This is a genomic window from Bordetella tumbae, assembly GCF_965139195.1.
Lineage (GTDB): Bacteria > Pseudomonadota > Gammaproteobacteria > Burkholderiales > Burkholderiaceae_B > Bordetella_A > Bordetella_A tumbae.
Genome location: NZ_CBCSJH010000031.1, coordinates 16038 through 39963 on the forward strand (window position 1 = coordinate 16038; position 23926 = coordinate 39963).

Sequence of the window (23926 nt, forward strand, 5' to 3'; positions counted from 1 at the left end):
CGAAGCCCCCCTGGAGCGGCGCGTGCGCCCGAATAAGCAGCAACAAGCAGCATTACCGTTCTTTGACAGCATGTTGCTTGGTATCGCCCAAATATTGATCTGGGGCGGCTCTTTCTTTTTGCTCGCCGTGCTGGCCGAGCCCATTCATCGTGATACCGGATGGTCCATGACCTGGATCTATGGTTCGCTGACGATCGGCGTCCTGGTATCGGCGCTGCTATCACCGCGGGCCAATATCTATATTGCGCGTCGTCACGGCCGCAAGGTGCTCATTGGATCGAGCTGGATTGTGGCGGCCGGCCTATGTGTAATCGGCCTCGCCCCCAACATCCCCGTATTCGTAATCGGATGGACGCTGATCGGCGTGGGTATGGCGGGAGGCCTATATGACCCATTGTTCACAACACTGGGGATCATGTATGGACAACGGGCTCGAGCCGTCATTAATGCGATCACTCTCATCGCAGGTTTTGCGACGACCATCGTCTGGCCCGTACTGGCCTGGATGGTCGAACCGCTCGGATGGCGCGTGACCTGCTGGGTTTACGCAGGCGTGCTGGCGGCCACGATGGCCCCGCTCTACTTGAAAGCCCTCCCGCAGGACACAGAGGCTGATGCGGCCTCGCCCGTTCAGAAGAAAAACATTCAAGCTGCAGTCCCATCAGGCAATGTCTCACGCGGCACCTATTGGCTGCTCTCGAGCGTGTTTTCAATTGCCGCCATCTTGATGACGGCAGTATCCGTACAGATCATTGCGCTCTTGCAAGGCGCCGGGCATAGCCTTGCCTCGGCCATCGCGCTCAGCGCACTGATCGGGCCCAGCATGGTGGCCATGCGCGTGATCACATTCAGCATCAAAAGCCTGCATCCGATCTGGATGGGGTTGCTCTCTGCGGGCTTTGTCGCAGCGGGATTGCTATTGATTTTGATCAGCCCCCAGATCGCGGCACTCGGCATGGTGTGCTACGGCATAGGAAACGGACTGCGCGCGCTGGTGCGCGGCACCTTGCCGTTGGCACTGCTGCCGTCGACCATGCTGGCCCCCGTGATGGGCAAACTGGCTCGATCCTCGCTCCTGTGCCAGGCGTTCACCCCGTTAGTATGCGGCGTGCTTATCACTCATATAGGCGCGATGGGCACACTGTCTGTTCTGACCGCGCTGGCCATCATGAATCTAGGGTTGACGTTCTGGCTGCAAAAACGCGTCGCGCTAGTGCAGCCCGCCTGATCCGCTTCGCTTTCCGTTTAAACCACGGGTTAATACCTATAAAGCGCACTTTTAGGTCGGTAGCGCTCGCCCTATAATGTCCATATTATAACCATATATTCTATATTATGGACAAAGGAGCGATGTGATGCCCGTTGATAACAAAGAAGCCAACCCGATGATGCCCTATCAATACCCTAACCCGGTAGAGGCATTACCCGAAATTGTGGTGGAGAGTGCTATCCCCAAGGACGAGCGGCTGTGGGTCCCGCAGGCAGAAAACGTGTGGTTCCGCCCACTCTGTCTGAACGCCAGCCAGGGCTACTGGATGAATCTGCTGAAGGTGCGCAAGTCCGGAGTATTGAGCCGGCATCGCCACCCGCAAGCCGTGCATGGCTTCGTCCTCAAAGGCAAATGGAAATATCTGGAGCATGACTGGTGGGCACAAGAAGGCTCCTACGTGTTCGAACCGCCGGGTGAAACCCACACCCTCTATGTCCCCGAAGACTGCGAGGAAATGATCACCTATTTCCAAGTCAACGGCGTGATGTACTACACCGACCCCTGGGGCAAAGGCAACGGATACGAAGACGTATTCACCAAGATCGATATGTGTAAACGACATTTCGAGGCCGTGGGATTAGGGGCGGACTATGTCAAGCAATTCATCCGCTGATCATGGCCGAACCAAGACGCAGGCAAGGAGGGCACCCTCAACGCACCGGCCTACCGGCCTCACAACACAGCAAAAAAGGAACGCGAGATGACGTTCACCAGTAATTTGTACGCAGGTAGAACCGCGCTGGTGACTGGCGCTACGCAAGGCATCGGCGCAGGCGTCGCCAATGCACTGGCACGGCTCGGCGCAAAGGTGATAGCTGTTGGCCTGGGCCGCGGGGACGGATCTCTGGATGACAATGTACAAGTCATCGAAGCCGACGTAACCAAACCGGACCAGGTCAATGCCATATTCGCGCAGATCGAGGCATTGGATATGCTCGTGAACTGCGCGGGGATCATCAAACGCGGCGAAGAGCTGGATCCCGATGTGTTTGATCAGGTCGTAGCCGTCAACCTGAGTGGCACCATGCGCATGTGCGCCGCTGCGCGCGAGCTGCTCAAAACCAGCAACGGCTGCATCGTCAATATGGCGTCGATGCTGAGCTTTTTTGGGGGCGGCCTGGTGCCCGGCTATGCAGCCAGTAAAGGCGGCGTGGCGCAGTTGACGAAATCCTTGGCCATTGCCTATGCCAAGGATGGAATTCGCGTCAATGCGATCGCACCGGGGTGGATCGCCACGGCATTGACGCAGGCGCTGCAGGACGATCCCCAGCGGGCACAGCCCATTCTGGCTCGTACGCCGCTGGGGCGCTGGGGTACGCCGCAGGACGTTGCCAATGGTGTGGCATTCTTGTGCTCGCCTGCGGCATCGTTCATGACGGGTGTGGTGATGCCGGTCGATGGGGGATACCTGGTCGTCTGAGATCAGTAGGCGCGCCGGGCATCGGCACGGGGTTGCGCCAGGAATGCGATGAACTCCGCGGCAGGCAACGGTTTCGAGAAATACCATCCCTGGGCAAACTCGATTCCCTTGCCGGTCAGATACTCAAGTTGAACCTCAGTTTCCACGCCTTCTGCAATACACCGCAGATTCAGCGTTTTAGCCATATCGATGATATGAGGCAAGACGGGGCTCTTTGCTGTCACCTGGCCGATCGTGGCGACGAAGGATCTGTCAATTTTTATCATGTCAATCGGTAGAGCCTCCAGGTAGGTGAGACTCGAGTACCCCGTCCCAAAGTCGTCCAGCGCAACAGAATGACCGGCCGTATGTGCGCGCTGGATAGACTGGCGTGCCGATTCGACATCCATCAAACCGCGTTCTGTTGCCTCGAGCCAAATTTGTTCACTGGGAATGCTGGCCTCAGCCAACAGCCGTCGCAATACGCTCAACACCCGACCTGATGACATGTCCGCGGCGCTGACGTTAATGGAGATATGCAAATCCTTTTCTGCACGCAGCGCCTCCGCCATATCGCGGACCACCGTCTCGATGACCTGATCCGTGATCGAAAAGATGAGCGCGTTCTTTTCCGCCTGGGGAATAAAGATATCTGGCGCAATGTACTCGCCATTCGGCTGCGGCCATCGCGCCAGCGCCTCTGCCCCGACACACGCGCCGGTACGGATGTCGATTATCGGTTGATAATGAACCGTGAACGCATGCTCCTTGACCGCGGTGGCTAGCCTGCCTTCAATCGAGGCGCGCTTTCTGATCACGCCCAGTCCCAAAAAGATAAAGAGGACAGATATCACGAGCGCAATCGGCAGCATGACGAAGAGCAGCTTGCGAAACTCCGTATGAACCACTCGGATAGGGCTCATGGCGATGGCGGTCCATGGTCCTTCTTTGGCGACAGAATAGACATGCGAGTCTTGTGAGCCCGGCGCCGGCTTTCTCTGCAAGAGACGCACCAACTCTCGATCTGGATGGTTTTTTTCGATGACCAAACCGGCTTGATCCAGCGTCACGGCCAGCTGCTCGTCCTCAGTGCTCACGATGTCCGTGAGATTACGAGGGTCTACGAGCACCTCATTGCTGCCGACATAGAGCAGAACACGCGGCTCACTACCCGCCATCTGCGTCGCCAGGCGGGGAATCATATGCAAGCCGTTGTCCATCACATAGGGTATCGCCTCGCTGCGAGGCATGGCGACCTTCGGCGGGCCGTAATCACTGCACTTCAGTAGACCATTCTCGCCGCGATAACCCATCCCCACAATAGACCGATTATTCGCGACCAGGCGTCGCATCTCAGTGATATGTTCCTCCGAACACGGGATGCTGGCATAGCGCTTTATTTCATCAAGAGCTGCCTTGGCCTCGTCGAGCGTCGCCTGCGTACGAGAGAGCATGCTCTCGCTCAAGTAAGTCAATTGACGCTGATAGGAATGGAGAGCCAGGTTCCAGGAGATCAGGACAACGCCAACGATGGGGATACAAAGACTAGCAATAACAAGCAATACCACGAGCGATCTCGAACGAGCCACTCCCATAATAAATAGCCCTTCTCACTGGAGAGAGCCAATGTTATAGCACTACAGGCGCGGCTGAGATAGCAGTATGTTCTACCTACGGCAGGGGCGTCGATCTCAGGCGCGACGTGGCAATTCTTTGCATGGAATTACATCACGCGGTAGAGATGTTTGTGCGAGGAACAGTGACCTATCTAACTTCAACACCGAGATCAACCTTGCAGAACCGATACTTATTATCGGGACAGATGACTTTCTTTGGGCGTCACGATTCCGTAGGATTGAACGAAATGTTTAAAACCTGAGGCGCCGAGAACCCCTACATGCGGGCTCCTGAGCGTCAGCATCGTTCCTGATTGCCGCAAGAAAATACCATGCCCGTATATCTGTCTATAGATGATGCTTCTCTGGCGCATCGCACTAAAGAGTATCTTGGTCAATTTGGCTACTCGTCCGTCCAGATCGAGAGTAGCCACCCAGTGGCATCGACAGCGACGCAGATACCCAGTCTAGGCGTCTATATTGTCGATGTCAGGGACGACGCGCTTTTCATGAGGCTGCCTAAATTCCGCAGCGAGTCCCCTCATCATTTTGTCTTAGCCATCGGTGCCTTCAACGACGAAGCCCATAAGAGCCAGGCGTTACTTGCAGGCGCCGATGCCTGTCTTAACAGTGACTTTGGCGCCATAGAACTCGCAGCAAATCTGCATACGTTTTTCCGTAAGCATCCGGTTGCGCTCTCGGCGCACTCCCCATTCGCCCCATGCCCCAGACCCGAAGCCGCGCGGTCGATCAAGCTAACCCGCAGCAACGCGAGTGCGCCAGACGCAAATACAAGAGAAACCTGGGCGCTTTGTCACGACTCCTGGATCCTGCAAACCCCTGCGGGCAGCAAGCTGGAACTCTCCAAACACGAGCGCCGGATCTTTATTGAGTTATATCTACACCCCGACACGCCCGTCGATTTGTCGTCGATCGAGCAATTCGATCATGACCAGACAGATGGTGAGGAACCTGCAGCTGCCGGTCAGTCCGCCATGCGTACCCTGACTGTCGCAATCAGCCGCTTGAAAAAGAAAGCCATTCTGAATGGAAGCAAACTGCCGCTGATGAACGTACGACAACAGGGGTATATGTTCTTCGGAGAACTCATTCAAAAATAACGATTTAGCGGGTGCGTGCTGCCCCTGTTCATTCCTGAAGCCTTGAAGCGCGTTCCGAGATAGATGGTTATAGTGTCAACTATTACATACAGAAATGTGACCTATTTCTATGGACATGTTGGCAGCAATGCGAATATATATTCGCGTCGTAGAGTGCGGGACGCTTTCTGGCGCTGCGCGCGAACTGAACGTGGGCCAACCTGCTATCAGCGAGCGTTTGGCTCGGCTGGAGGACCATCTTGGCATCCAGCTCCTGACCCGCAGCGCACGGTCGCTGTCTTGCACCGAGGCCGGCAGAAAATTCTATGAACTAAGCATAAACACCATCGAAAGTGTCGATGGGGGTTTGCATGCGATCAAGTCTTTAGACACCAGTCCGTCGGGGACGTTGTGTATCGCTGTGCCGATTTGTTTTGACGACTACATCATGTCGTCTGCCCTGCTGAAAATTCGCAGCATTTTTCCCGAAGTCAGAGTTGAACTGAGGTTCTACGACGTGCAATCGGAATCAATGGGCGACGATGTCGACTTAATGATTCGGGTGGGGCCGACCAAAAATGAAAGGTTGATGGCATTTGACGTCGGGACGATTCACGGCCTGTTATTTTGCTCGAAAGAATACCTTGAGAAAAATAATGGCATACATCAAATCTCCGATCTGGAAAAACATCCCTTTATCAATCAACCCGGATTTTCTTCTGGAGAGAAGCTCTCGCTCGTCAATGACCAGGGCGGTAAAGCAGAAGTCATGATCAACGAAGTGATGGCGATCAACCACTGGGGCGCGATCTTTCAAATGATAAAGGAAGGACAAGGTATCGGCCTATTGCCGAATGTGATGAGCCTGTCTGCCACTGCCGAGAAAACGCTGGTCAGGATTTTCCCTGGCTACCGAACCGAAAAATCGGTGCCGGTATTTATCATGCTGCAAGAACGCCTGAAGAATTCGCTGAAGATCAGGAGCGCACTGGAAGCGATCAAGGATGCAATCCGGGGATGCGATAGCTAGTGCCGCGGGCGCTATCGCTCCAAAGAAACGAATAGGACCTCGAGGGTGACAGTATCATGCTCCCCGAGGCCCTGCAGGCAAGGCACAACACGGCCAATGCGCCAAATAGAGCAAACTGCGCCTCAATCCAGATGCACGCCCACACGATCCACCACCACCTTCCAATGCGCGGAGTCGCTCGAGACAGCCGCGGCAGTTTGTTCCGGAGATGACGGACGCGGCGTAATGCCAATGGCCAGCAGCTTTTTTCCCAGGTCGCCTTTTAACGCTGTCGTGACGACTTGATTGACCTGCTGCACGACCGCCTCCGGCGTCCCCGCCGGGGCGAACAAGCCGTACCAGGTCATCGATTCAAAACCCGGATAAGTTTCGGCAACAGTGGGCACATCTGGCAGTGCCGCCACACGCTCACGCGTCGTCACCGCCAACGCCTTCAGGTTCTGACTCTGTATCATGCCGATCACGGCCGGCACCTGATGGAACATCGCATCGATCTGTCCTCCCATGAGGTCCGTGACAGCGGTACCGGAAGACCGATACGGAACGTGCTGAATATCAACATCCGCGGTCATCTTGAACTGCTCTGCCGCGAGATGCATAGAGGTCCCGTTTCCGCTGGATCCATAATGCAGTTTACCGGGTTGGGACTTCGCCAGTGCTACGAAATCGGCGAGTGTGTTGACTGGCAGATTCTTGTTCACGATCAGCACATTCGGCACGTCGCCCAATATAGAAATCGGAGCAAAGTCCTTTTGCGTATCGAAAGGCAGCTTCCTGTAGATCAATGGATTGATCGCTTGCGTCGCCGAGGTGGCGACATACAACGTGTAGCCATCCGGAGCCGATTTTGCTACGACATCGGCGCCGATGTTACCTCCCGCACCGGGCCGCGGCTCCACATACACCGTCGCTCCAGTCTTCGCATGCAGTTGCTCTGCTATTTCCTGAGCCAGCATCTGGGTCGCTGCTGCGGCCGAAAAGCCATGCACAATGCGGATGGGCTTTTCGGTCGGCCATGATGCAGCCAGGACAGGGGAACTCATGAGAACGCCTAATGCGCCCATGATCAAAGCTTTTTTCATAGTTATCGACTCCTCCAGTACGTTATTTATCAATGGCTAGTGAAAAGCATCCATGCCAGTCAGCTTTCGGCCAATAATCAACTGATTGATCTGAGTGGTCCCATCAGGGATCGTGAGCATGCGTGCGTTTCGGAAATGACGCTCGACGGGAAACTCACGCGTCAAACCAAATGCGCCATGCACCTGTATGGCCTTGGATGTAATACGCTGTGCGGCTTCTGTGGTGAATGACTTGGCAATGGCCGCTTCCATTTCGCAGCGTTTTCCCTGCGACATCATCGACAGCGCGCGGTACACGAGCAAACGAGACGCGTCGAGCTCGCTCACCATCTCGGCCAGCAATCCCTGTACGAGCTGATGTCCCGCGATAGGTTTTCCGAACTGAGTCCGCTCACCAGCGTAAGACACCGCGTTGTCCAAAGATGCTTGCGCGATGCCCAAAGCCAGAGTGGACACGAAACAACGTGAACGATCGAAGCCTTTCATGGTTTCCCGCAATCCCGCTCCTAACGTTCCCAATAGATTCTCGGCGGGGACCACGACATCATCGAACACCATCTGCCCCATGGACCAACCATTCAGGCCCAGCTTTTCTATTTCCCGGGTTTCGAATCCGTGTTCACGACGATCAACCAAAAACATGGAGAATTCTTGCTCCCCGGTACGTGCGACGACGATCGCGATGTCCGCGACAGAGGCATTGGAGGTCCACATTTTCTCGCCAGAAATACGGAAATAGTTGCCGTCTCGCGTTGCACGGGTCCGCATTTCGCGCACGCTCGATCCAATACCCGGCTCACTGATCGCCGAACAGCCGATGATCTCGCCACTCAGCATTCCCGGCAGATAACGGTCACGTAACGCGGCGGAGCCATTCGTGTAGAGCTTCAGCGCAGCCCCTTCGGCCACCCATGCAAGCCCGGCGGCATCCGGCGACACACGGGCCAGCTCCTCGAATAGCAAGCCGCTGGTCAGAAAGTCATAGCCCGTACCACCGCCCTCCTCGGGAACCCAACCCGATCCCACACCATAAGGCGCCATCATCGACAGCAACTGATGCGCGACGTCCGGCGAAAACGCATGATCGCGAAATGGCAAAACCATAGGTGCAATTTCATTTTCAACAAAACGGCGCCAGCCATCGAGCGCCATCCGTTGTTCTTCAGTAGGTTCAAAGTCCACAATGTCTCCAGCCAATGAATGTCAATGAATCGGAATTTCGCGCGGGGAAAATTGCCCATCTCGGTCGAATGAAAGATGCGTCAACCACCGCGTATCGCTTTGAGGAAAATCTGTACGCTGATGTGCACCACGGCTTTCCGTACGTTGCAACGCCGCTGCCAAGACCATGACGGCGCAGCGGGTCATGCGCTCTGTCTCCAGCAACGCTACCGCTCCTGCCAAGGTTCTGGCACGCATGCTTTGCAGCTCGACGTCGAGCTGCTCCAACGTTGTTAAACCTTGATTCAGCCCCGTAGCGCAGCGCCAGATTCCGGCATGAGCGGCTACCGCCTGCTGAATACGGTGCTTCAGTGGGACAGGGTCGCCCTGCTCCTCTCCCCACCAGCGGCTCAATGCACGTAGCGAGATATCAATCGGCGCTTCACTGGCACACTCCAACGCTCGCGCCGCGCGCGCCGCATGCCTTCCCGCTACTGCGCCAAAGACCAGCGTGTCACTGCAACCATTCCCCGCGATACGGCTGGCGCCATGTACGCCGCCGCAAGCTTCACCCGCGGCATAGAGAGCCGTTACGCCAGTCCATCCACAATCGTCGACGAGTATGCCGCCCATCGCGCTATGCGCTGCGGGTGCGACGATCACAGCCTGGTTTGCGGGATCTACGCCTGCCGCACGCAATCGCGAACAATGAGAAACATAGCTTTCCCGTGTATCGGCATCCAACGACGTGGCATCGAACCACACGCCGCCCTCAGGCAACCCCCGACCCTCGTCGATTTCCTGTTGGATATATAGAGCCATACGCGCCTTCTCGATCTGGCGCTCGGCATGTGGCGGGTTATACCGGAGCATGAATCGTTCACCCGCCGCGTTCCGTAGCTGTGCCCCGTCGCCCAGCATTGCGGTTGGCATCTCCATGCCGCGGCATTGTGACGGCCATATCGTTACCACAGGTTCGAACTGCATGAACTCCATATCGATCAGCGTCGCTCCCGCCTCATAGGCCATCGCACAAGCATCGCCGGCGACATCTACGGGATAAGTGCTATCTGCGTAGAGTTGTCCCAGGCCTCCCATGGCGACGACCACGGTGCGCGCACGAACCAGTGTCAGCTGCTCGGTGTGCGGCTTCCATAACAGTGCGCCCTGTACGCCCGCCTCTCCATGCAACAACCCGATGACCTTCTCACCGCCTCGTTCGACTACCCCTAGCGTTCGAGCATGCCGAATCAAGGTATCGATGACCGCACGCCCCGTTCCATCAGGCACGTATACAGAGCGCGCATAGGAGTTTCCGGACAGATGGCGCTGCAATGCACGCTCCCGTTCTGCTTGCATGGCAAATGGCACGCCCAGCGCCTGCAATTCGCGATAAGCATCCGCAGCGCCGTGCGCCAATCGCCTCACCAACCGCCTGTCATTCAGACCATAACCACCACGCACCATATCGTCGAAATAGACGTCTGGACTGTCCCGGTCATCGCAGTGTCCCAATGGGGCATTAAAGCCAATCACATAGGGTGAAGCGCCTCGTCCGCGATAGGCCAGCACCACTTCGACACCCTCATTACGCGCGGCGATTGCAGCACGATATGCGGCCATGCCACCGCCTAGGACCAACACATCCGTTCGCATCTCCGTGACTCGGCTGGCGAGAGATGCCGCCGGGCCCCGTATATCGCTCATGTCAGGTAGATCGGAAAAAGCCGTTTTAGTCATGCAATTTTGTCGTGATGAAAGTGAGCACGACTTATTCTGAGCCGCTTGGTATAGGTATAACAAGCGATGTGTGCTTGTCACATCATGAGCTTTTGGTATAACCTGCGTGCATTATGGGCTGGCAACTTCCTTCTCTCGCTGCGCTGCGGACCTTCGAGGCCGCGGCCCGTCATCTCAGCTTCACCAAAGCGGCAGTCGAACTCAACCTGACGCAAAGCGCGGTGAGCCGACAGATACGCGTCATGGAAGACTATCTCGGTGTTTTGCTCTTTGAGCGCGTCAAACAGCGGCTGGAACTGACCCAGGCTGGCCGTTCCTATGTCGGAGAGATCCGCTCTGCACTCGAGCAAATGCAAACCGCGACGATCAATCTGCTCGCAAACCGCGGCGCCGGCGGTATCCTGACCCTCGCCACACCGCCTGCGTTTTGCGTCAAATGGCTGATTCCTCGGCTGGACCGTTTCAGCGCAGCGCATCCGCAAGTGCTCGTCAGCCTGGCAACCCGAGCAAAACCCTTTGACTTTGAAGCAGAGAAAATAGACGCCGCGATTTACTTTGGACGTCGCGACTGGCCTGGCGTGATGTCAGATCGCCTCGTCGGAGAAGATCTGGTCCTCGTGTGCTCGCCCGACTACCGCAGCTCGCAGCCTCGCCTGAAACGTCCGACGGATCTTGCTGCGCATACACTGCTGCAGCAAATACACCGGCCAAATTGGTGGAGCGATTGGCTGGTCGCCAAGGGCGGCAGTACCGTCAACGCGTGGGCCGGTCCCCGCTTTGAGCACTTCTATATGATCATGCAGGCGGCCGTAGCGGGCCTGGGTGTCGCGCTGCTGCCACGCCTGCTCGTCAAAGAAGACATAGCAGCCCGCAGGCTCGTCATACCATTCGAGTCGCCATTCGAGGGCCAAGACGCATACTGTCTTGTTTATCCGCCGGCCAAACGTTCCGACACGAGATTGGAACTTTTGCGTCACTGGCTGCTCGAAGAAGCCGCCTCCGAGCGGGCTGGCTAGCGTAATCTCATCAGATCGCTCCAACCTCACGCAGCGCCGCGATACGGCCATTGTCCAGACCCAGCCACTCACTCAGCACTTCGCTAGTGTGCTCGCCTAGCGTAGGAGGCGCAGTCCACTGTGCAGCCACATCAAAGGCCGAAAACTTCGCGGCCGACCCCACCTGCGGCAGCTTGCCATAGCCGGGATGCTCGACCTCACAGAGCATCTGTCGATGTCTCACCTGGCGATGGGTGAATACCTGCGAAAGATCATTGACCGGTGCGCACGGCACCTTGGCCGCCTCCAACTGCCCCAACAAACCCTCGACTGAATGTTTCGCGACCTCATCATCCAGTGTGGCGTATAACGCATCCCTGTTCACGACTCGATCGGCTTCGCTCGCGTAGCGCTTGTCGACCAACAGATCCTCTCGTCCCAGCACCCCCAAAAAGGCGGCAAATTGATTCTGATAACCTGCCGCCACGACCAGCCAACCATCATTGGCCTGAAACGCTTTATACGGCACCAATTGTGAGTGCTCCGATCCCCATTTTCCGGGGACTTTGTCAGTCAATTGATATTCCAGCGCCACATTCGCCAGGAAGGCAACCTCGCCTTCCAGCAGGCTGGTTTCGACTTTCTGACCCAGCCCGGTTTCCTTGCGCTGAAGCAACGCGGCAAGCACGGCTGCATAGCAATTCATGCCGGCCACGATATCAAAGGCGGAGGTCCCCAACTTCACTGGCGCACCGTCCCGTTCGCCGGTGATACTCATATACCCCCCCAACGCCTGTATCGTCAGATCAAAAGCCCCTTGCAAATGATCCGGCCCGTCCGCCCCCAGGCCCGATATCGACGCGTAGATCAGCTCAGGCCGCTGCGCGGATAATCGTTCGTAACTCAAGCCCAATCTCGGCATCACGTCAGGCCGGAAATTTTCCAGCACGACGTCCGCATGCATGCATAACTGATAAGCCAGCTCCTTACCTTCGTGCGTTTGCATGTCTACTGTCACCGACCGCTTGTTGCGGTTTGTCGCCAGGAATGTGACGCCTATGCCTGCATGATATGGCGGCCCTTGTACGCGTAACGGATCTCCCGTGCCAGGGATCTCGATTTTGACGACTTCAGCCCCCAGATCAGCGAGCAGCATTGCGCAATAGGGGCCCGCCAGCACCCGCGTGAAATCAACGATGCGTATTCCGGTCAGCGGTTTAAGGGCTGTATTTACAGGGGCTTGCTGCGTCATGACATGTGTCTCCAGGGCTCCCAAACCGACAGTGGTTCAGATACCTGGAAATTATCGGCATGCGTTGCTCAACTGAAAAACGATGCGTACTCACATAGTCATGAGGAATATGCATGACTTTTGCTCCACGCAACGCCCTGGATCGATGTGGATGCGAAACCCCACCCACGCGGAATGGACCTTGTGCGGAAAAGCCTGCATTGCAAAAAAATGCGGGTTTCCGAACCAGCCGGAAACCCGCATATTTACTTGGTAGCCCCCCTCGGAGTCGAACCGAGCACCAACGGATTATGAGTCCGCTGCTCTAACCAGGCATGAGCTAGAGGGCCTTTAAAACTGACTGCTTATTGCCCTTCGAGGAAGCTCTTGAGCTTGTCGGCCCGACTGGGGTGGCGCAGCTTGCGCAGCGCTTTAGCCTCTATTTGTCTAATGCGCTCACGCGTAACGTCGAATTGCTTGCCCACTTCTTCCAAGGTTTGGTCGGTGCTCATTTCGATACCGAAACGCATACGCAAAACTTTGGCTTCACGCGGGGTCAGAGAGTCTAACACTTCTTTGACGACATCGCGCATCGAACCATGCAAGGCAGCATCGGACGGCGCTAACGTAGCCGTGTCCTCGATGAAATCACCCAGGTGCGAATCATCATCGTCACCGATCGGCGTTTCCATGGAGATCGGTTCTTTGGCGATCTTGAGGATCTTGCGGATCTTGTCCTCGGGCATGTCCATCTTTTGTGCCAGCGTCGCGGGATCGGGCTCGCCACCCGTTTCCTGCAGAATCTGACGGCTGATGCGGTTCATCTTGTTGATCGTTTCGATCATGTGAACCGGAATCCGGATGGTACGTGCCTGGTCGGCGATCGAACGCGTAATGGCCTGACGGATCCACCACGTTGCGTACGTGGAGAACTTGTAGCCACGACGGTATTCGAACTTGTCCACGGCCTTCATCAAACCGATGTTGCCCTCCTGGATCAGATCCAGGAACTGCAGGCCACGGTTGGTGTATTTCTTGGCGATCGAGATCACCAGACGCAAGTTGGCCTCGGTCATTTCACGCTTGGCCTTGCGAGCCTTGGCTTCGCCGGTGGCCATGCGCTTGTTGACGTCTTTGAGGTCCTTGAGCGGCAGGACGACGCGCGTTTGCAGGTCGATCAGTTTTTGCTGCAGTTCTTGGACAGCGGGGACTTGGCGCTCGAGCGTCTCGGAATACGGATGGCCTGCGGCGACTTCGGTCAACACCCATTCCAGGTTGGTTTCGTGACCCGGGAATACTTTGATGAAGTGGCTGCGCGGCATGCCTGCGCGATCCACGCAGGTGTGCAGCACGGCGCGTTCGAGTTGGCGAACCTCCTCGACTTGCGCACGCAGCGTATCGGCCAGCTTTTCCACCATTTTGGCGGTAAAGCGGATGCCCATCATCTCGTTCAAGATGGCTTCTTGGGAGTTGACGTAGATGTCGGACTTGTAGCCGTCCTGTTCGTACGACTGACGCATCGTAGCGAACTGCTTGGCAATCTCGTCGAACTTGGCCAAGGCCTTGACGCGCAGGTCTTCGAGCTGCTTGCTCGACATACCGCCGGCGGGGCCGTCATCGTTCTCGTCTTCCTCTGCCGTCACACCGGCGCCGGCGTATTCTTCGCCGTCTTCGGGGTCGACCAGGCCATCGACGACTTCGTCGATCTGCGCTTGTCCGTCGCGCACACGCGAGACGTGGTTGAGGATTTCGTTGATGGTGGTCGGGCAGGCCGAGATCGCCATCACCATGTGTTTCAGACCGTCTTCGATACGCTTGGCAATTTCGATTTCGCCTTCGCGCGTCAGCAGCTCGACCGAACCCATTTCGCGCATGTACATACGCACTGGATCCGTCGTACGGCCAAAATCGGAGTCCACCGTGGTCAACGCGGCTTCGGCTTCGTCCTCGACATCGTCGTCGTTGGACGCAACCGGCGCATTTTCGCTCATGAGCAGCGTTTCGGCATCGGGGGCCTGGTCGTAGACCGCGATCCCCATGTCGCTGAACGTGCTGATAATGCCGTCGATGGCTTCGGCGTCAACCAGATCGTCAGGCAGATGATCGTTGATTTCGCCATAGGTCAGGTAGCCGCGATCCTTGCCCAGCTTGATCAGCTGTTTGAGGCGATTGCGACGGGCTTCGTATTCCTCGGGCGAAACGGGGCCGCGAGCGATGAGGTCTTTGGGATCGGCCTTGCCACGCTTGCCGCCGCGCTTGGGCGGCTTGAGATCGGGCAGGACCTCGCCTTCGCCATCCATCGAATCGTCGAAGCCGTCGTTGTCGTTATTCGCGTTCTTCGCAGGACGCCCAGGACGACGGCCGCTGGATGGGCGTGCACCGCCGCCCACCAGATCAGCCAGCTTGTCCTCGGCTTTTTTCGTGCGCGTTGCCTTGACCGCTTTCTCTCCGGTTGCGGGCTTTGCTGCCTTTTTGGCAGCGGTTTTCGTTGCTGTTTTAGAGACCTTCACTGCCGCTTTGGCAGGCGCTTTTTCCGCTGCCATGCTGACAGCACGCTTGGCCGTCTTGACCGGCGTGTCGGTCGCATCATTTGCAGGGGAGGTTTTGCCTGATGTTCTGGTCATAGTCGCTTCCGTGGTCGTCGCAACCCGTGATTGGGGCTATTGCACCGCAAGAACCGGCCGCACGCGCCAAAGCGCCGCGATCCGGTCGATGCGGGTAAAACAGGCAAGCGCGCTGAAATCGCGTGCGTTACATTGTCTGTAACGCGGGCCGCTCATCGGACCCCACAGATACTCCTCTCTGGCCAATTGGCCCAGGAGCATCTCGTATCGCGAACTCGTTCCGGCCGGGTTTCCGGGCATTGTGATGGGCTGTCTTGCCTGCGACAGGCTGGCAGTCTGAGGGGATCTTTCGCCCCACGCTGCTGCAATAGACACAGCCCCATCTGTTCAACACCGCTGGCCAAACCCTGGCCGGACTTGCGTACTTGCCACCTTTAATTGTAACAACTCCGGCGGCAAAATAAACGTAATCAACACGTCCACCCCTATAGGGCGTCGCAGCTGATCACGACATACCGCTGGAAAACCTTTAATTGTACCGTAATTAACGGATACCACTATGTTTTAAGACCACTAATCGCGCGGACAGTTCCTGGTAACGCTGCAGGGCGTCTGCGCTGCTCAAGCCCGCCTCGGCCAATTTGGCCATTTCTGCACGCGCCGCGTCGAATTCGATGCGCCGCAGCGCGTCGTCCCATTCGGTTTGGGGCTCGGGCAGGTCTTCCTGGGCAAGCAGATCGGCACGCATGCTTTTCAATACCGTGGCCAAGTCGGAATCCGGGTCGGCAGCCTGCAGCAGCGCACCCACGTGGCGCGCACCGCTGGTTTGGGCCAGCATGATCAAGTCTCTGACCAATCCTAGATGGGGTCCCTTGTCCAGGACTTCAAGCTGCTGGTCACCCATCGTATCGACTAATTCAGGGTGAGCCAGCAACAACGCCAGCAGACGTTTGGCCATGGACGGCATGGTGCGGCGCCCTTCGTAACCACCGACGCCATCGTCACGCTTGCCTTTCCAGTCGCCTTTACCGCCCTTCCAGTCGCCCTTTTTGCCGCCCTGCCAGTTACCCTTCTTGCCCTGCCAGTTTCCCTTTGAGCCGCCCTGGTCCCGCCAACCCGTATCTGGAGCCGGCGCATCAAAGGCCATATCAGCAGGCGGCTGGTCATCGTAGCCATAACCGACAGGCTCGTAGTCGAAATCCGGAGGGGGCACATCAAAAGGGTCGTAACCGTCGGTCCCGGCGGACGGGGACGAGGCAGCTGACGAGCCCGCTGAGGATGATGGCGCGGCGGAGGTTGAGCCGGCCGGCTTGCTTGCAGCAGGTTTGCCCGTGCCTGGCGGCACAAATGGGCGTGCGGGCGCCTGAGCGAGGATTTGAGCCATTTCCTCCGGCGTCAATTGCACCTGGCGCGCCATTTCGCGCTCGATTTGCAGGCGCAGGGCGCACTCGGGAATGGCCGCCAACAGGGGCTTGGCCTCGTGCAGGCAACTGGCGCGGCCTTCTGCTTCGCTCAGGTTGTGCCGTGAGGCGAGCTCTTCGAGCAAAAAGCGCGACAACGCGGTCGCCTCACCGAGGCATGTCCGAAACGCCTCTGCGCCCAACTCACGAACGTAGGAATCCGGATCGTGTTCGGTGGGTAAAAACAGAAACCGAATCGATATGTCATCCCGCAAGACAGGCAAACACGCCTGCAAGGCTCGCCAGGCGGCCCGGCGGCCGGCACCATCGCCATCGAAGCTGAAGACGACCTTGTCGCTGGCCCGCAGGAGCTTTTTGACATGATCGGGGGTGGTCGCCGTGCCCAGTGTGGCGACAGCGTGGGCGATGCCTTGCTGAGCCAGGCCTACCACGTCCATGTAGCCTTCGACGACGATTACCTGGCCTTCTTTGCGGATGGCCTGGCGCGCCTCCCAGAGTCCATAGAGCTCCTGGCCCTTGGAAAACACCGGGGTTTCGGGTGAGTTCAGGTATTTGGGCTCGCCCTTGCCGATAATGCGCCCGCCAAAGCCGATCAGGCTGCCGCGCGCATTACGGATGGGGAACATCACACGTTCGCGAAAGCGATCATAGCGGCGACCATCCTCGGACTCGATGACGAGCCCGGCTTCGACCAGCGTCGGATCGTCGTAATGCTCGAAAACCTTGGACAAACCATGACGATCGGTACCTGACCAGCCCAGCCCGAAATGCGCTGCGATCTCGCCGGTCAAACCGCGCTGTTTCAGGTACTGGATAGCGGCAGGCGACGCGCGCAACTGCTGCAGATAATGCGCCTGGGCAGCATCAAGGACCTGGGTATGGCGTGAGGTTTCGGCCTTGCGGCGCGCAGATTCGGCTTGTTGGCGAGGACTGCGGTCTTCTTCGGGGACCGTCATTCCCACCGAGCCGGCGAGCGTGCGCACGGCCTCGGGGAAACTCGAGCCCGTGTGTTCCATCAGGAAGGTGATGGCGGTACCGTGGGCGCCGCAACCGAAACAATGGTAGAACTGTTTGGTCGGGCTGACGGTAAACGACGGGCTTTTTTCGTTATGAAAAGGGCACAGGCCAAGTAAATTGGCCCCACCCTTTCGCAACTGCACATATCGCCCGACGACGTCTGCGACATCGACCCGGGCGAGTAAGTCTTGAATAAATGATTCTGGAATCAATAAATTCGGGAATCAAAAATCAATACATGCGGGGAGGCAGTTGCTGGCTACGAATCCGCTTGTAGTGGCGCTTGACCGCGGCGGCGTGCTTACGCTTGCGCTCAGCCGTGGGTTTCTCGTAGAACTCGCGCGAACGCAGCTCGGTGAGCAAACCGGTCTTTTCGATAGTGCGCTTGAAGCGGCGCAGGGCGGCTTCGAACGGCTCGTTTTCCTTCAGTCGGACAATAGGCATAAAAGTAGTAGGCCTGCTTGGGGTAACAAAAAAGTTGAAAACACAGGGCGCGCTGACTGCAAGCCTGGCATGGTTTGTTGATAGGTCTCTGCCCTATTCAGGCTCGTTTTTTGAGCCCGGCAGCCTCTAGTGACAAAGCCCGCTAAGCAAAAAACTGCAATAAACCACGCCCGTGCACCCTGGCACCCCCCTATGGGGTTTAGCGATAACCCGAGATTCTAACACGGTTTGAGTATTTTGATACTACTCGCACCAAACCTCAATACAACACTCACCCATAGCCACGGGGCGATCCAGCAGGGAAACTGCCCTGCCCGATCGAGCCTCAGGTGGACGTCGACCCCTTGCGGATCCAGGCTTCGAGCTGATGCGGACGCAAACTGTCGTAGTCCTCGAAGGGCTGGTGAATCCAGGGATTGGTGGGCAGTTTGTCCACGTAGTAGTCGGGAATCGCCTTGGAATGCCCCTTCCACCATAATACCGCGCTGCGCAATTCGGTAATCGCCGGGAATTGCTCCTGCAGATGCTCGCGCACCCGGTTGAACGTCAGACCCGTATCCACCATATCGTCCACCAGCAACACGCGCCCTGCCGGCGCGCCACGCGTGATGGTGATGAACTTGGCGATATCCAGCTCGCCTTGCTTGGTGCCGGCAGCCTCGCGGTAGCTGCTGGTTGCCAGGATACCCAGCGGCACATCGAAAATACGCGACATCACGTCGCCCACCCGCACGCCGCCGCGCGCCAGGCATAGAATCAGGTCGAACTCCCAACCAGACTGATACACCTGCAACGTCAGGCGTTCGATCAGACGGTTGTATTTCTCCCAAGTCACCCACACGTGGCTATCATCGTCGACAGGTGTGCTCATGGAAAAGGTCTCCTAGGAATGCAAAAAAGCCGCGATCGACGATAGCCGACGGCGGCTTGGAATCATAACCCGACTGGTGCCTGACCTGAAATCGGATTTGCGCGGCATGCTTCAGAGGCCTGCCGCGCTTTATTGACTGCGTATCAACCCTTGAGGGGGTGACGCAGCACGATGGTTTCGTTACGGTCCGGACCGGTGGACACGAGGTCGATCGGCACACCGCAGACTTCGGAGACGCGCTCCAGGTAGCGGCGCGCTGCCGCCGGCAGCTTGTCGTATTCGGTGATGCCGACGGTGGACTCGGTCCAGCCAGGCAGTTCCTCGAGGACGGCTTCGGCTTGGGCCACTGCATGGGCACCGTAGGGCAGCACGTCACGGAATTCGCCATTGACGCGATAGCCGACGCCCAATTGGATTTTTTCCAGGCCGTCGAGCACGTCGAGCTTGGTGATGCACAGGCCGGTGATGCCATTCAAACGCACCGAACGTTTCAGCGCTGCGCCGTCAAACCAGCCGCAACGGCGGGGACGGCCAGTCACCGAACCGAATTCCTTGCCGATGGTAGCCAGACGCGTGCCGACTTCGTCGACCAGTTCGGTCGGGAACGGGCCAGAACCCACGCGGGTGGTATAGGCCTTGGTGATCCCCAGCACGTAGTCGAGCGATTGCGGGCCCACGCCAGCGCCGGCCGAGGCCGCGCCCGCCAGGCAGTTGCTGCTGGTCACGAACGGATAGGTGCCATGATCCACGTCCAGCAGCGCGCCTTGTGCGCCCTCGAACAGCAGACGCTGACCGGCTTGTTGCAAGGCATACAAATTGCTGGAAACGTCTTTCACCATGGGCGCGATAGCGGGAGCCAAAGCCATGGCTTGATCACGCACCTGCGCGGCCGACACGGCCTCGGCGCCGAGGTATTTGGTCAACACGAAGTTGTGGTAATCCAGCAGCTCGGCGAGTTTTTCGTCGAACAGCGAGGGATTGAAGAGATCCTGCACACGCAGCGCGCGGCGAGCGATCTTATCTTCGTAGGCCGGGCCGATACCACGACCGGTGGTCCCGATCTTGCCGTCGCCTTTGCGGGCTTCGCGCGCCTGGTCCACAGCGATGTGGTACGGCAGGATCAGCGGGCAGATTTCGGAGATCTGCAAGCGCGAGCGCACATCCAGACCGGCAGCTTCGAGCTCTTCGATTTCCTTGAGGAGCGCCTCAGGCGACAGCACTACGCCGTTGCCGATGAAGCAGGTCACACCAGGATGCATGATGCCCGAAGGGATCAGGCGCAAGATGGTTTTCTTGCCATTGATCCACAGCGTATGGCCGGCGTTGTGACCGCCTTGGAAGCGCACCACGCCTGCGACGGATTCCGCCAGCCAATCGACGATTTTGCCTTTGCCTTCGTCACCCCATTGGGTGCCGATAACCACTACGTTCTTGCTCATTGTACGAATCGATATCGAGTTTCTCGGGAAATCCGGAAATCCCCCTGCGGCCCTCTTGCAGACAAGAGGGAGTCAGTTTTACAGCGTTCGAACCACCCAAGCGCCGTCTTGCAACGTCAGCTCACGGTCACAGATGAATTCGTCCTGGCTTTGCTCATGGCCGGGCAATACTTGTACGACAATCTCGCCGGACCGGCGTAGTTGCCGCACTGCCGCCACTAGCGCGGAATCCTGCCCCCAAGGCGCGAGCACAGCACGCGCACGATCTGCGGGAGGCAAGCCACGCGCCAGTTTGCGCAAGTCCAGGCTAAAGCCTGTCGCCGGGCGCGCCCGGCCAAAGGCACGGCTCACATCGTCGTAACGGCCACCACTCACCAATGCATCGTGCCACCCCTCTGCGTACAGCGCAAAGGTGACACCCGAGTGATAGCCATAGCCGCCGATATCAGCCAGATCCACCCCTAAAGCCACATCAGGGATGGCGTCAATGATGTTTTGCAAGGCATCGAGGGCCGTCGCCACGCCCGGCAACAGTGGCAAATCGCGCCGAGCCTGTTCGATAACCTCTGGACCGCCGTACAAACCCGCCAGCCGCTGCAAGGCAACGATGGTGTCGGCCCGAATGCCGCTCGCCTGTTGGGCCAAGTCCGCCAGTCCGGGGATGTCTTTTTCGCGCAGCAGCAGGACGATGTCCTGAGCGCGAGCCGTAGCTGCCGGGTCGGCCTCCAGCAGAGCCCGGACGACGCCGGGATGACAGAGGTCCAGGCGCGGCTGACGGACACCTGCCGTCGCGACGGTATCCAGGACGAGCGAAATGATTTCGAGATCCGCCTCAAAACCGGCATGACCGTAGATTTCGGCGCCGATCTGCAGCAGCTCGCGGCTGGACAGCAAGTCCGCCGGCCGGGCATGCAGGACGCTGCCGCAATAACAGAGCCGGGTCACAGCCGCACGATTGAGCAAATGCGCATCGATGCGCGTCACCTGGGGCGTCATGTCGGCCCGCACCCCCAGGGTACGGCCAGACAGTTGATCGACCAGTTTGCAGGTGCGCAGATCCAGATCGCTGCCGGTACCGGAGAGCAATGAATCGATGTATTCGACCAGGGGCGGCGCGACCAGCTCGAAACCGTAGCTACGGTAAAGATCGAGCAGTTCGCGACGTAGTTCCTCGATGCGCCGAGCCTCGGCCGGAAGTACGTCGGCAAGGCTTTCGGGCAGCAACCAGTTACCCATGAGTATTTACCTGAAGACTCTTGAAGAAATGCGTGAACGACGCCCAAAACAAAAGCGGCTGAGAGGGCGTAAGCCCACTCAGCCGCCTGAGGATTGTTTCTAGCTTACGCGGTATTGTACATGGTTTGAGGGTTTGTGCAGGCGCCTGATGGCAGCCTGCGTGTTTCCCTTTTGCCCTGTTACCGTTACCGCGTATTTTCCGAAAAGCAGCCGGGTCAGTTCGCCGGAGCGGCCTTGCCCGTGGAGCTCTTCATGAACTGGAAGTATTCCGAACTGGGGTCCACCACCAGCAGGTCGCTCGATTTCGAGAACGACTGACGATAGGCCTCTAGACTCTTGTAGAAAGTATAGAAGTCGGGGTCTTTGCCAAACGCGGCAGCGTATAGGCCGCTAGCCTCGGCATCACCCTCACCCATGACTGTCTGGGATTTGGCATAGGCCTCAGCCAGGATGACTTCGCGCTGACGGTCCGCCTCGGCGCGGATTTTTTCGCTTTCGGCAGCACCGATGGAGCGCAGCTCGTTGGCGACGCGAGTCCGCTCAGCCTCCATCCGGCGATAGACGGATTCGGAGATTTCGGGTGCGAACTCGATACGGCGCAGTCGCACGTCGACGACTTGCACACCCAGCGGCTCGGCGCGCTTGGCCACCGTCGTGAGGATCTCGCTCATGATTTTGTCACGCTCGGCCGACACGACTTCTTTGACGGTACGGACGTTGACCGAAGCGTTGAGTGCATCGCGAATCTGAGCCTGCAGGCGTTCTTGCGCGGCACGCTCGTTACCGCCGAACGTCACGTAGTACAGACGCGGATCGGCAATGCGCCATTTCACGTACGAGTCGATGAGCAGGTTTTTCTTCTCAGACGTCTGGATACGCTCGGCATCGTCGGACTCGATCGTCAAGATGCGCTTGTCGAGCGTCACGACGTTCTGGAACGGCGGAGGTGCCTTGAAATAAAGGCCCGGCTCGCTGATGACGGTACGCACCTCACCGAGTGAGAACACCAAAGCGTAATCGCGCTCGCGCACGACAAACACGCAAGAGGACAAGGCGGCCAGCACCAATACGAGGCCGACCAGGATAGGCATTAAACGTTGCATGATCTTGGGCTCCTCCGGATTAGCGCGTCAGACGATCGCGAGACAGCGTGTTGTTGCCGCTGCCAGTGTTGCTACCCGGATTGCCGGACGAACTTGCTGAGCCGGTGCTGCGCGCCGGCGGCTGAGGAACGCTGGGCTGGCTGGCGCCAGGCAAAGCAGTCGGCTGCTGTTGGCTCGACGCGTCGCGAGCCGTTTGCTGGATGATCTTGTCGATGGGCAAATACAGCATGTTGTTGCCGTTTTTGGTATCGACCATGACCTTGCTGGCGCGCGAGAAGATCTGCTGCATGGTTTCCAGATACATGCGTTCACGCATGATCTTGGGCGCCTTTTGGTACTCGGCCAAAATGCTGGTAAAGCGCGAGGCGTCACCACGCGCATCGCCGATGACCTTGGCACGATAACCCTCGGCCTGCTCGAGCATACGAGAAGCCTGACCACCCGCCAGCGGAATCACCTGGTTGGCATAGGCCTGACCTTCGTTGATTTGACGCTCGCGGTCCTGGCCGGCCTTGACCGCATCATCGAACGCTGCCTGCACCTGCTCGGGCGGCTGTACGTTCTGGATGGCCACGGTGCTGATCTGGATACCGGACTGATAACGATCGAGAATCTGCTGCATTAGGTTCTGGACCTCGACAGCCACCTCGGTACGCCCCTCGTACAGGACGAAATCCATGGGCTTTTTGCCCACGATCTCGCGCATCGCGGTTTCGGAGGCCTGACGCACCGAGTCGTCCGGGTCACGCATTTTGAACAGATAATCGGGCGCGCCATCGGCACGCAGGCGATACTGCACCACGAATTGCATGTCGACGATATTTTCGTCAGTGGTCAGCATCAGGGCCTCGGGCAACACTTTGTTGCGCGAACCGCCGCGGAATCCCACCTCAAAAGTACGAAGCTGGGAAATATTGACCGTCTCGGCGCTCTGAATGGGATACGGTAAGCGCCACTGGAACCCGGCGGGCGCCGTGCTCTTGTACTTGCCGAACTGGGTGACAACGGCGACCTGGCCTTCTTGGACGATATAGAAGCCGCTGGCCAACCACAGCAGCACCGCGACCCCCGCGACGATGCTCAGGCCGACCTTGGCTCCCCGTGGAGACGGCGGGGTGATGCCGCCGCGGCCCCCGCCGGGACGATTGCCCCCGCCGCCTTTGCGGCCGAACAAGGACCCGACCCGGTTGTTGAAGTCGCGNCAGAC

19 protein-coding genes and 1 tRNA gene are annotated in these 23926 nt (G+C 58.0%); 6 read left to right on the top strand and 14 right to left on the bottom strand.

Annotated elements, in window-relative coordinates:
* Positions 1–22: 22 nt before the first annotated feature.
* The 3 genes from ACNA0J_RS23175 to ACNA0J_RS23185 all read left to right on the top strand — a co-directional run bounded on the left by ACNA0J_RS23175 (position 23) and on the right by ACNA0J_RS23185 (position 2690).
* Positions 23–1228: an MFS transporter gene (locus ACNA0J_RS23175; protein ID WP_415821228.1), complete on the top strand. Its 1206-nt coding sequence runs from the start codon at positions 23–25 to the stop codon at positions 1226–1228.
* Positions 1229–1355: 127 nt separating this feature from the next.
* Positions 1356–1883, top strand: coding sequence for a 2,4'-dihydroxyacetophenone dioxygenase family protein (locus ACNA0J_RS23180; RefSeq protein WP_415821229.1), 528 nt, complete (start codon positions 1356–1358; stop codon positions 1881–1883).
* Positions 1884–1970: 87 nt separating this feature from the next.
* Positions 1971–2690, top strand: coding sequence for an SDR family NAD(P)-dependent oxidoreductase (locus ACNA0J_RS23185; RefSeq protein ID WP_415821230.1), 720 nt, complete (start codon positions 1971–1973; stop codon positions 2688–2690).
* Positions 2691–2692: 2 nt separating this feature from the next.
* On the opposite strand, the gene ACNA0J_RS23190 is transcribed toward ACNA0J_RS23185, so the two are convergent.
* Positions 2693–4237, bottom strand: coding sequence for an EAL domain-containing protein (locus tag ACNA0J_RS23190; RefSeq protein ID WP_415821231.1), 1545 nt, complete (start codon positions 4235–4237; stop codon positions 2693–2695).
* Between the two features lie 380 nt (positions 4238–4617).
* On the opposite strand from ACNA0J_RS23190, the gene ACNA0J_RS23195 reads away from it, so the two are divergent.
* Entirely contained in the window at positions 4618–5406 is a 789-nt protein-coding gene (locus ACNA0J_RS23195) for a helix-turn-helix domain-containing protein (RefSeq protein ID WP_415821232.1), read from the top strand.
* 109 nt (positions 5407–5515) lie between these two features.
* Positions 5516–6415, top strand: a complete 900-nt coding sequence (locus tag ACNA0J_RS23200; RefSeq protein ID WP_415821233.1) for a LysR family transcriptional regulator — start codon at positions 5516–5518, stop codon at positions 6413–6415.
* A 122-nt stretch (positions 6416–6537) separates the two neighbouring features.
* Here the strand turns inward: ACNA0J_RS23200 and ACNA0J_RS23205 are convergent, their stop codons facing one another.
* Genes ACNA0J_RS23205 through ACNA0J_RS23215 form a run of 3 tightly spaced genes read right to left on the bottom strand, consistent with a single transcriptional unit; the run spans position 6538 to position 10365 of the window.
* Positions 6538–7497, bottom strand: coding sequence for a Bug family tripartite tricarboxylate transporter substrate binding protein (locus tag ACNA0J_RS23205; RefSeq protein WP_415821234.1), 960 nt, complete (start codon positions 7495–7497; stop codon positions 6538–6540).
* 36 nt (positions 7498–7533) lie between these two features.
* Positions 7534–8679 carry an acyl-CoA dehydrogenase family protein gene (locus ACNA0J_RS23210; protein WP_415821235.1) on the bottom strand — a complete coding sequence of 382 codons (1146 nt, stop codon included), beginning with the start codon at positions 8677–8679 and terminating at the stop codon, positions 7534–7536.
* 21 nt (positions 8680–8700) lie between these two features.
* Positions 8701–10365: an FAD-binding protein gene (locus tag ACNA0J_RS23215; protein WP_415821277.1), complete on the bottom strand. Its 1665-nt coding sequence runs from the start codon at positions 10363–10365 to the stop codon at positions 8701–8703.
* Positions 10366–10511: 146 nt separating this feature from the next.
* Between ACNA0J_RS23215 and gcvA the strand changes: the two genes are divergently transcribed.
* On the top strand, positions 10512–11414 hold the full coding sequence (gene gcvA / locus ACNA0J_RS23220) for a transcriptional regulator GcvA (protein WP_415821236.1): 903 nt from the start codon (positions 10512–10514) through the stop codon (positions 11412–11414).
* Between the two features lie 10 nt (positions 11415–11424).
* Here gcvA and ACNA0J_RS23225 read toward each other — a convergent pair whose 3' ends face one another.
* From ACNA0J_RS23225 to hflK, 10 genes are all read right to left on the bottom strand, one after another.
* Entirely contained in the window at positions 11425–12645 is a 1221-nt protein-coding gene (locus ACNA0J_RS23225) for a CaiB/BaiF CoA transferase family protein (RefSeq protein WP_415821237.1), read from the bottom strand.
* Between the two features lie 250 nt (positions 12646–12895).
* A tRNA-Ile gene (locus ACNA0J_RS23230) sits at positions 12896–12974 on the bottom strand.
* Between the two features lie 15 nt (positions 12975–12989).
* Positions 12990–15248: an RNA polymerase sigma factor RpoD gene (gene rpoD / locus ACNA0J_RS23235; protein ID WP_415821238.1), complete on the bottom strand. Its 2259-nt coding sequence runs from the start codon at positions 15246–15248 to the stop codon at positions 12990–12992.
* 484 nt (positions 15249–15732) lie between these two features.
* A complete protein-coding gene (dnaG, locus tag ACNA0J_RS23240) occupies positions 15733–17838 on the bottom strand; it encodes a DNA primase (protein WP_415821239.1) in 2106 nt (701 codons plus the stop codon).
* Between the two features lie 19 nt (positions 17839–17857).
* On the bottom strand, positions 17858–18070 hold the full coding sequence (rpsU, locus tag ACNA0J_RS23245) for a 30S ribosomal protein S21 (RefSeq protein ID WP_012417992.1): 213 nt from the start codon (positions 18068–18070) through the stop codon (positions 17858–17860).
* A gap of 325 nt (positions 18071–18395) precedes the next feature.
* Positions 18396–18941 carry a phosphoribosyltransferase gene (locus ACNA0J_RS23250; RefSeq protein WP_415806506.1) on the bottom strand — a complete coding sequence of 182 codons (546 nt, stop codon included), beginning with the start codon at positions 18939–18941 and terminating at the stop codon, positions 18396–18398.
* Positions 18942–19084: 143 nt separating this feature from the next.
* Entirely contained in the window at positions 19085–20380 is a 1296-nt protein-coding gene (locus ACNA0J_RS23255; protein WP_415821240.1) for an adenylosuccinate synthase, read from the bottom strand.
* 78 nt (positions 20381–20458) lie between these two features.
* Positions 20459–21616 (bottom strand): ATP phosphoribosyltransferase regulatory subunit, encoded by a 1158-nt coding sequence (locus tag ACNA0J_RS23260; protein WP_415821241.1) that lies wholly within the window; start codon positions 21614–21616, stop codon positions 20459–20461.
* 215 nt (positions 21617–21831) lie between these two features.
* The gene (gene hflC / locus ACNA0J_RS23265) at positions 21832–22719 is read right to left on the bottom strand and encodes a protease modulator HflC (protein WP_415821243.1); all 888 of its coding nucleotides are present in this window, start codon (positions 22717–22719) and stop codon (positions 21832–21834) included.
* Between the two features lie 19 nt (positions 22720–22738).
* Positions 22739–23920: FtsH protease activity modulator HflK (gene hflK / locus ACNA0J_RS23270; protein ID WP_415821244.1), on the bottom strand; the 1182-nt coding region annotated here is incomplete at its 5' end.
* Positions 23921–23926: the final 6 nt, after the last annotated feature.

Coding starts and splice junctions, on each gene's coding strand:
- ACNA0J_RS23200 (WP_415821233.1), top strand. CDS start 5,516: ATGGACATGTTGGCAGCAATGCGAATATATATTCGCGTCGTAGAGTGC.
- hflC (WP_415821243.1), bottom strand. CDS start 22,719: ATGCAACGTTTAATGCCTATCCTGGTCGGCCTCGTATTGGTGCTGGCC.
- ACNA0J_RS23250 (WP_415806506.1), bottom strand. CDS start 18,941: ATGAGCACACCTGTCGACGATGATAGCCACGTGTGGGTGACTTGGGAG.
- ACNA0J_RS23260 (WP_415821241.1), bottom strand. CDS start 21,616: ATGGGTAACTGGTTGCTGCCCGAAAGCCTTGCCGACGTACTTCCGGCC.
- ACNA0J_RS23180 (WP_415821229.1), top strand. CDS start 1,356: ATGCCCGTTGATAACAAAGAAGCCAACCCGATGATGCCCTATCAATAC.
- gcvA (WP_415821236.1), top strand. CDS start 10,512: ATGGGCTGGCAACTTCCTTCTCTCGCTGCGCTGCGGACCTTCGAGGCC.
- ACNA0J_RS23255 (WP_415821240.1), bottom strand. CDS start 20,380: ATGAGCAAGAACGTAGTGGTTATCGGCACCCAATGGGGTGACGAAGGC.
- rpsU (WP_012417992.1), bottom strand. CDS start 18,070: ATGCCTATTGTCCGACTGAAGGAAAACGAGCCGTTCGAAGCCGCCCTG.
- ACNA0J_RS23195 (WP_415821232.1), top strand. CDS start 4,618: ATGCCCGTATATCTGTCTATAGATGATGCTTCTCTGGCGCATCGCACT.
- ACNA0J_RS23215 (WP_415821277.1), bottom strand. CDS start 10,365: ATGAGCGATATACGGGGCCCGGCGGCATCTCTCGCCAGCCGAGTCACG.
- rpoD (WP_415821238.1), bottom strand. CDS start 15,248: ATGACCAGAACATCAGGCAAAACCTCCCCTGCAAATGATGCGACCGAC.
- ACNA0J_RS23205 (WP_415821234.1), bottom strand. CDS start 7,497: ATGAAAAAAGCTTTGATCATGGGCGCATTAGGCGTTCTCATGAGTTCC.
- ACNA0J_RS23185 (WP_415821230.1), top strand. CDS start 1,971: ATGACGTTCACCAGTAATTTGTACGCAGGTAGAACCGCGCTGGTGACT.
- ACNA0J_RS23225 (WP_415821237.1), bottom strand. CDS start 12,645: ATGACGCAGCAAGCCCCTGTAAATACAGCCCTTAAACCGCTGACCGGA.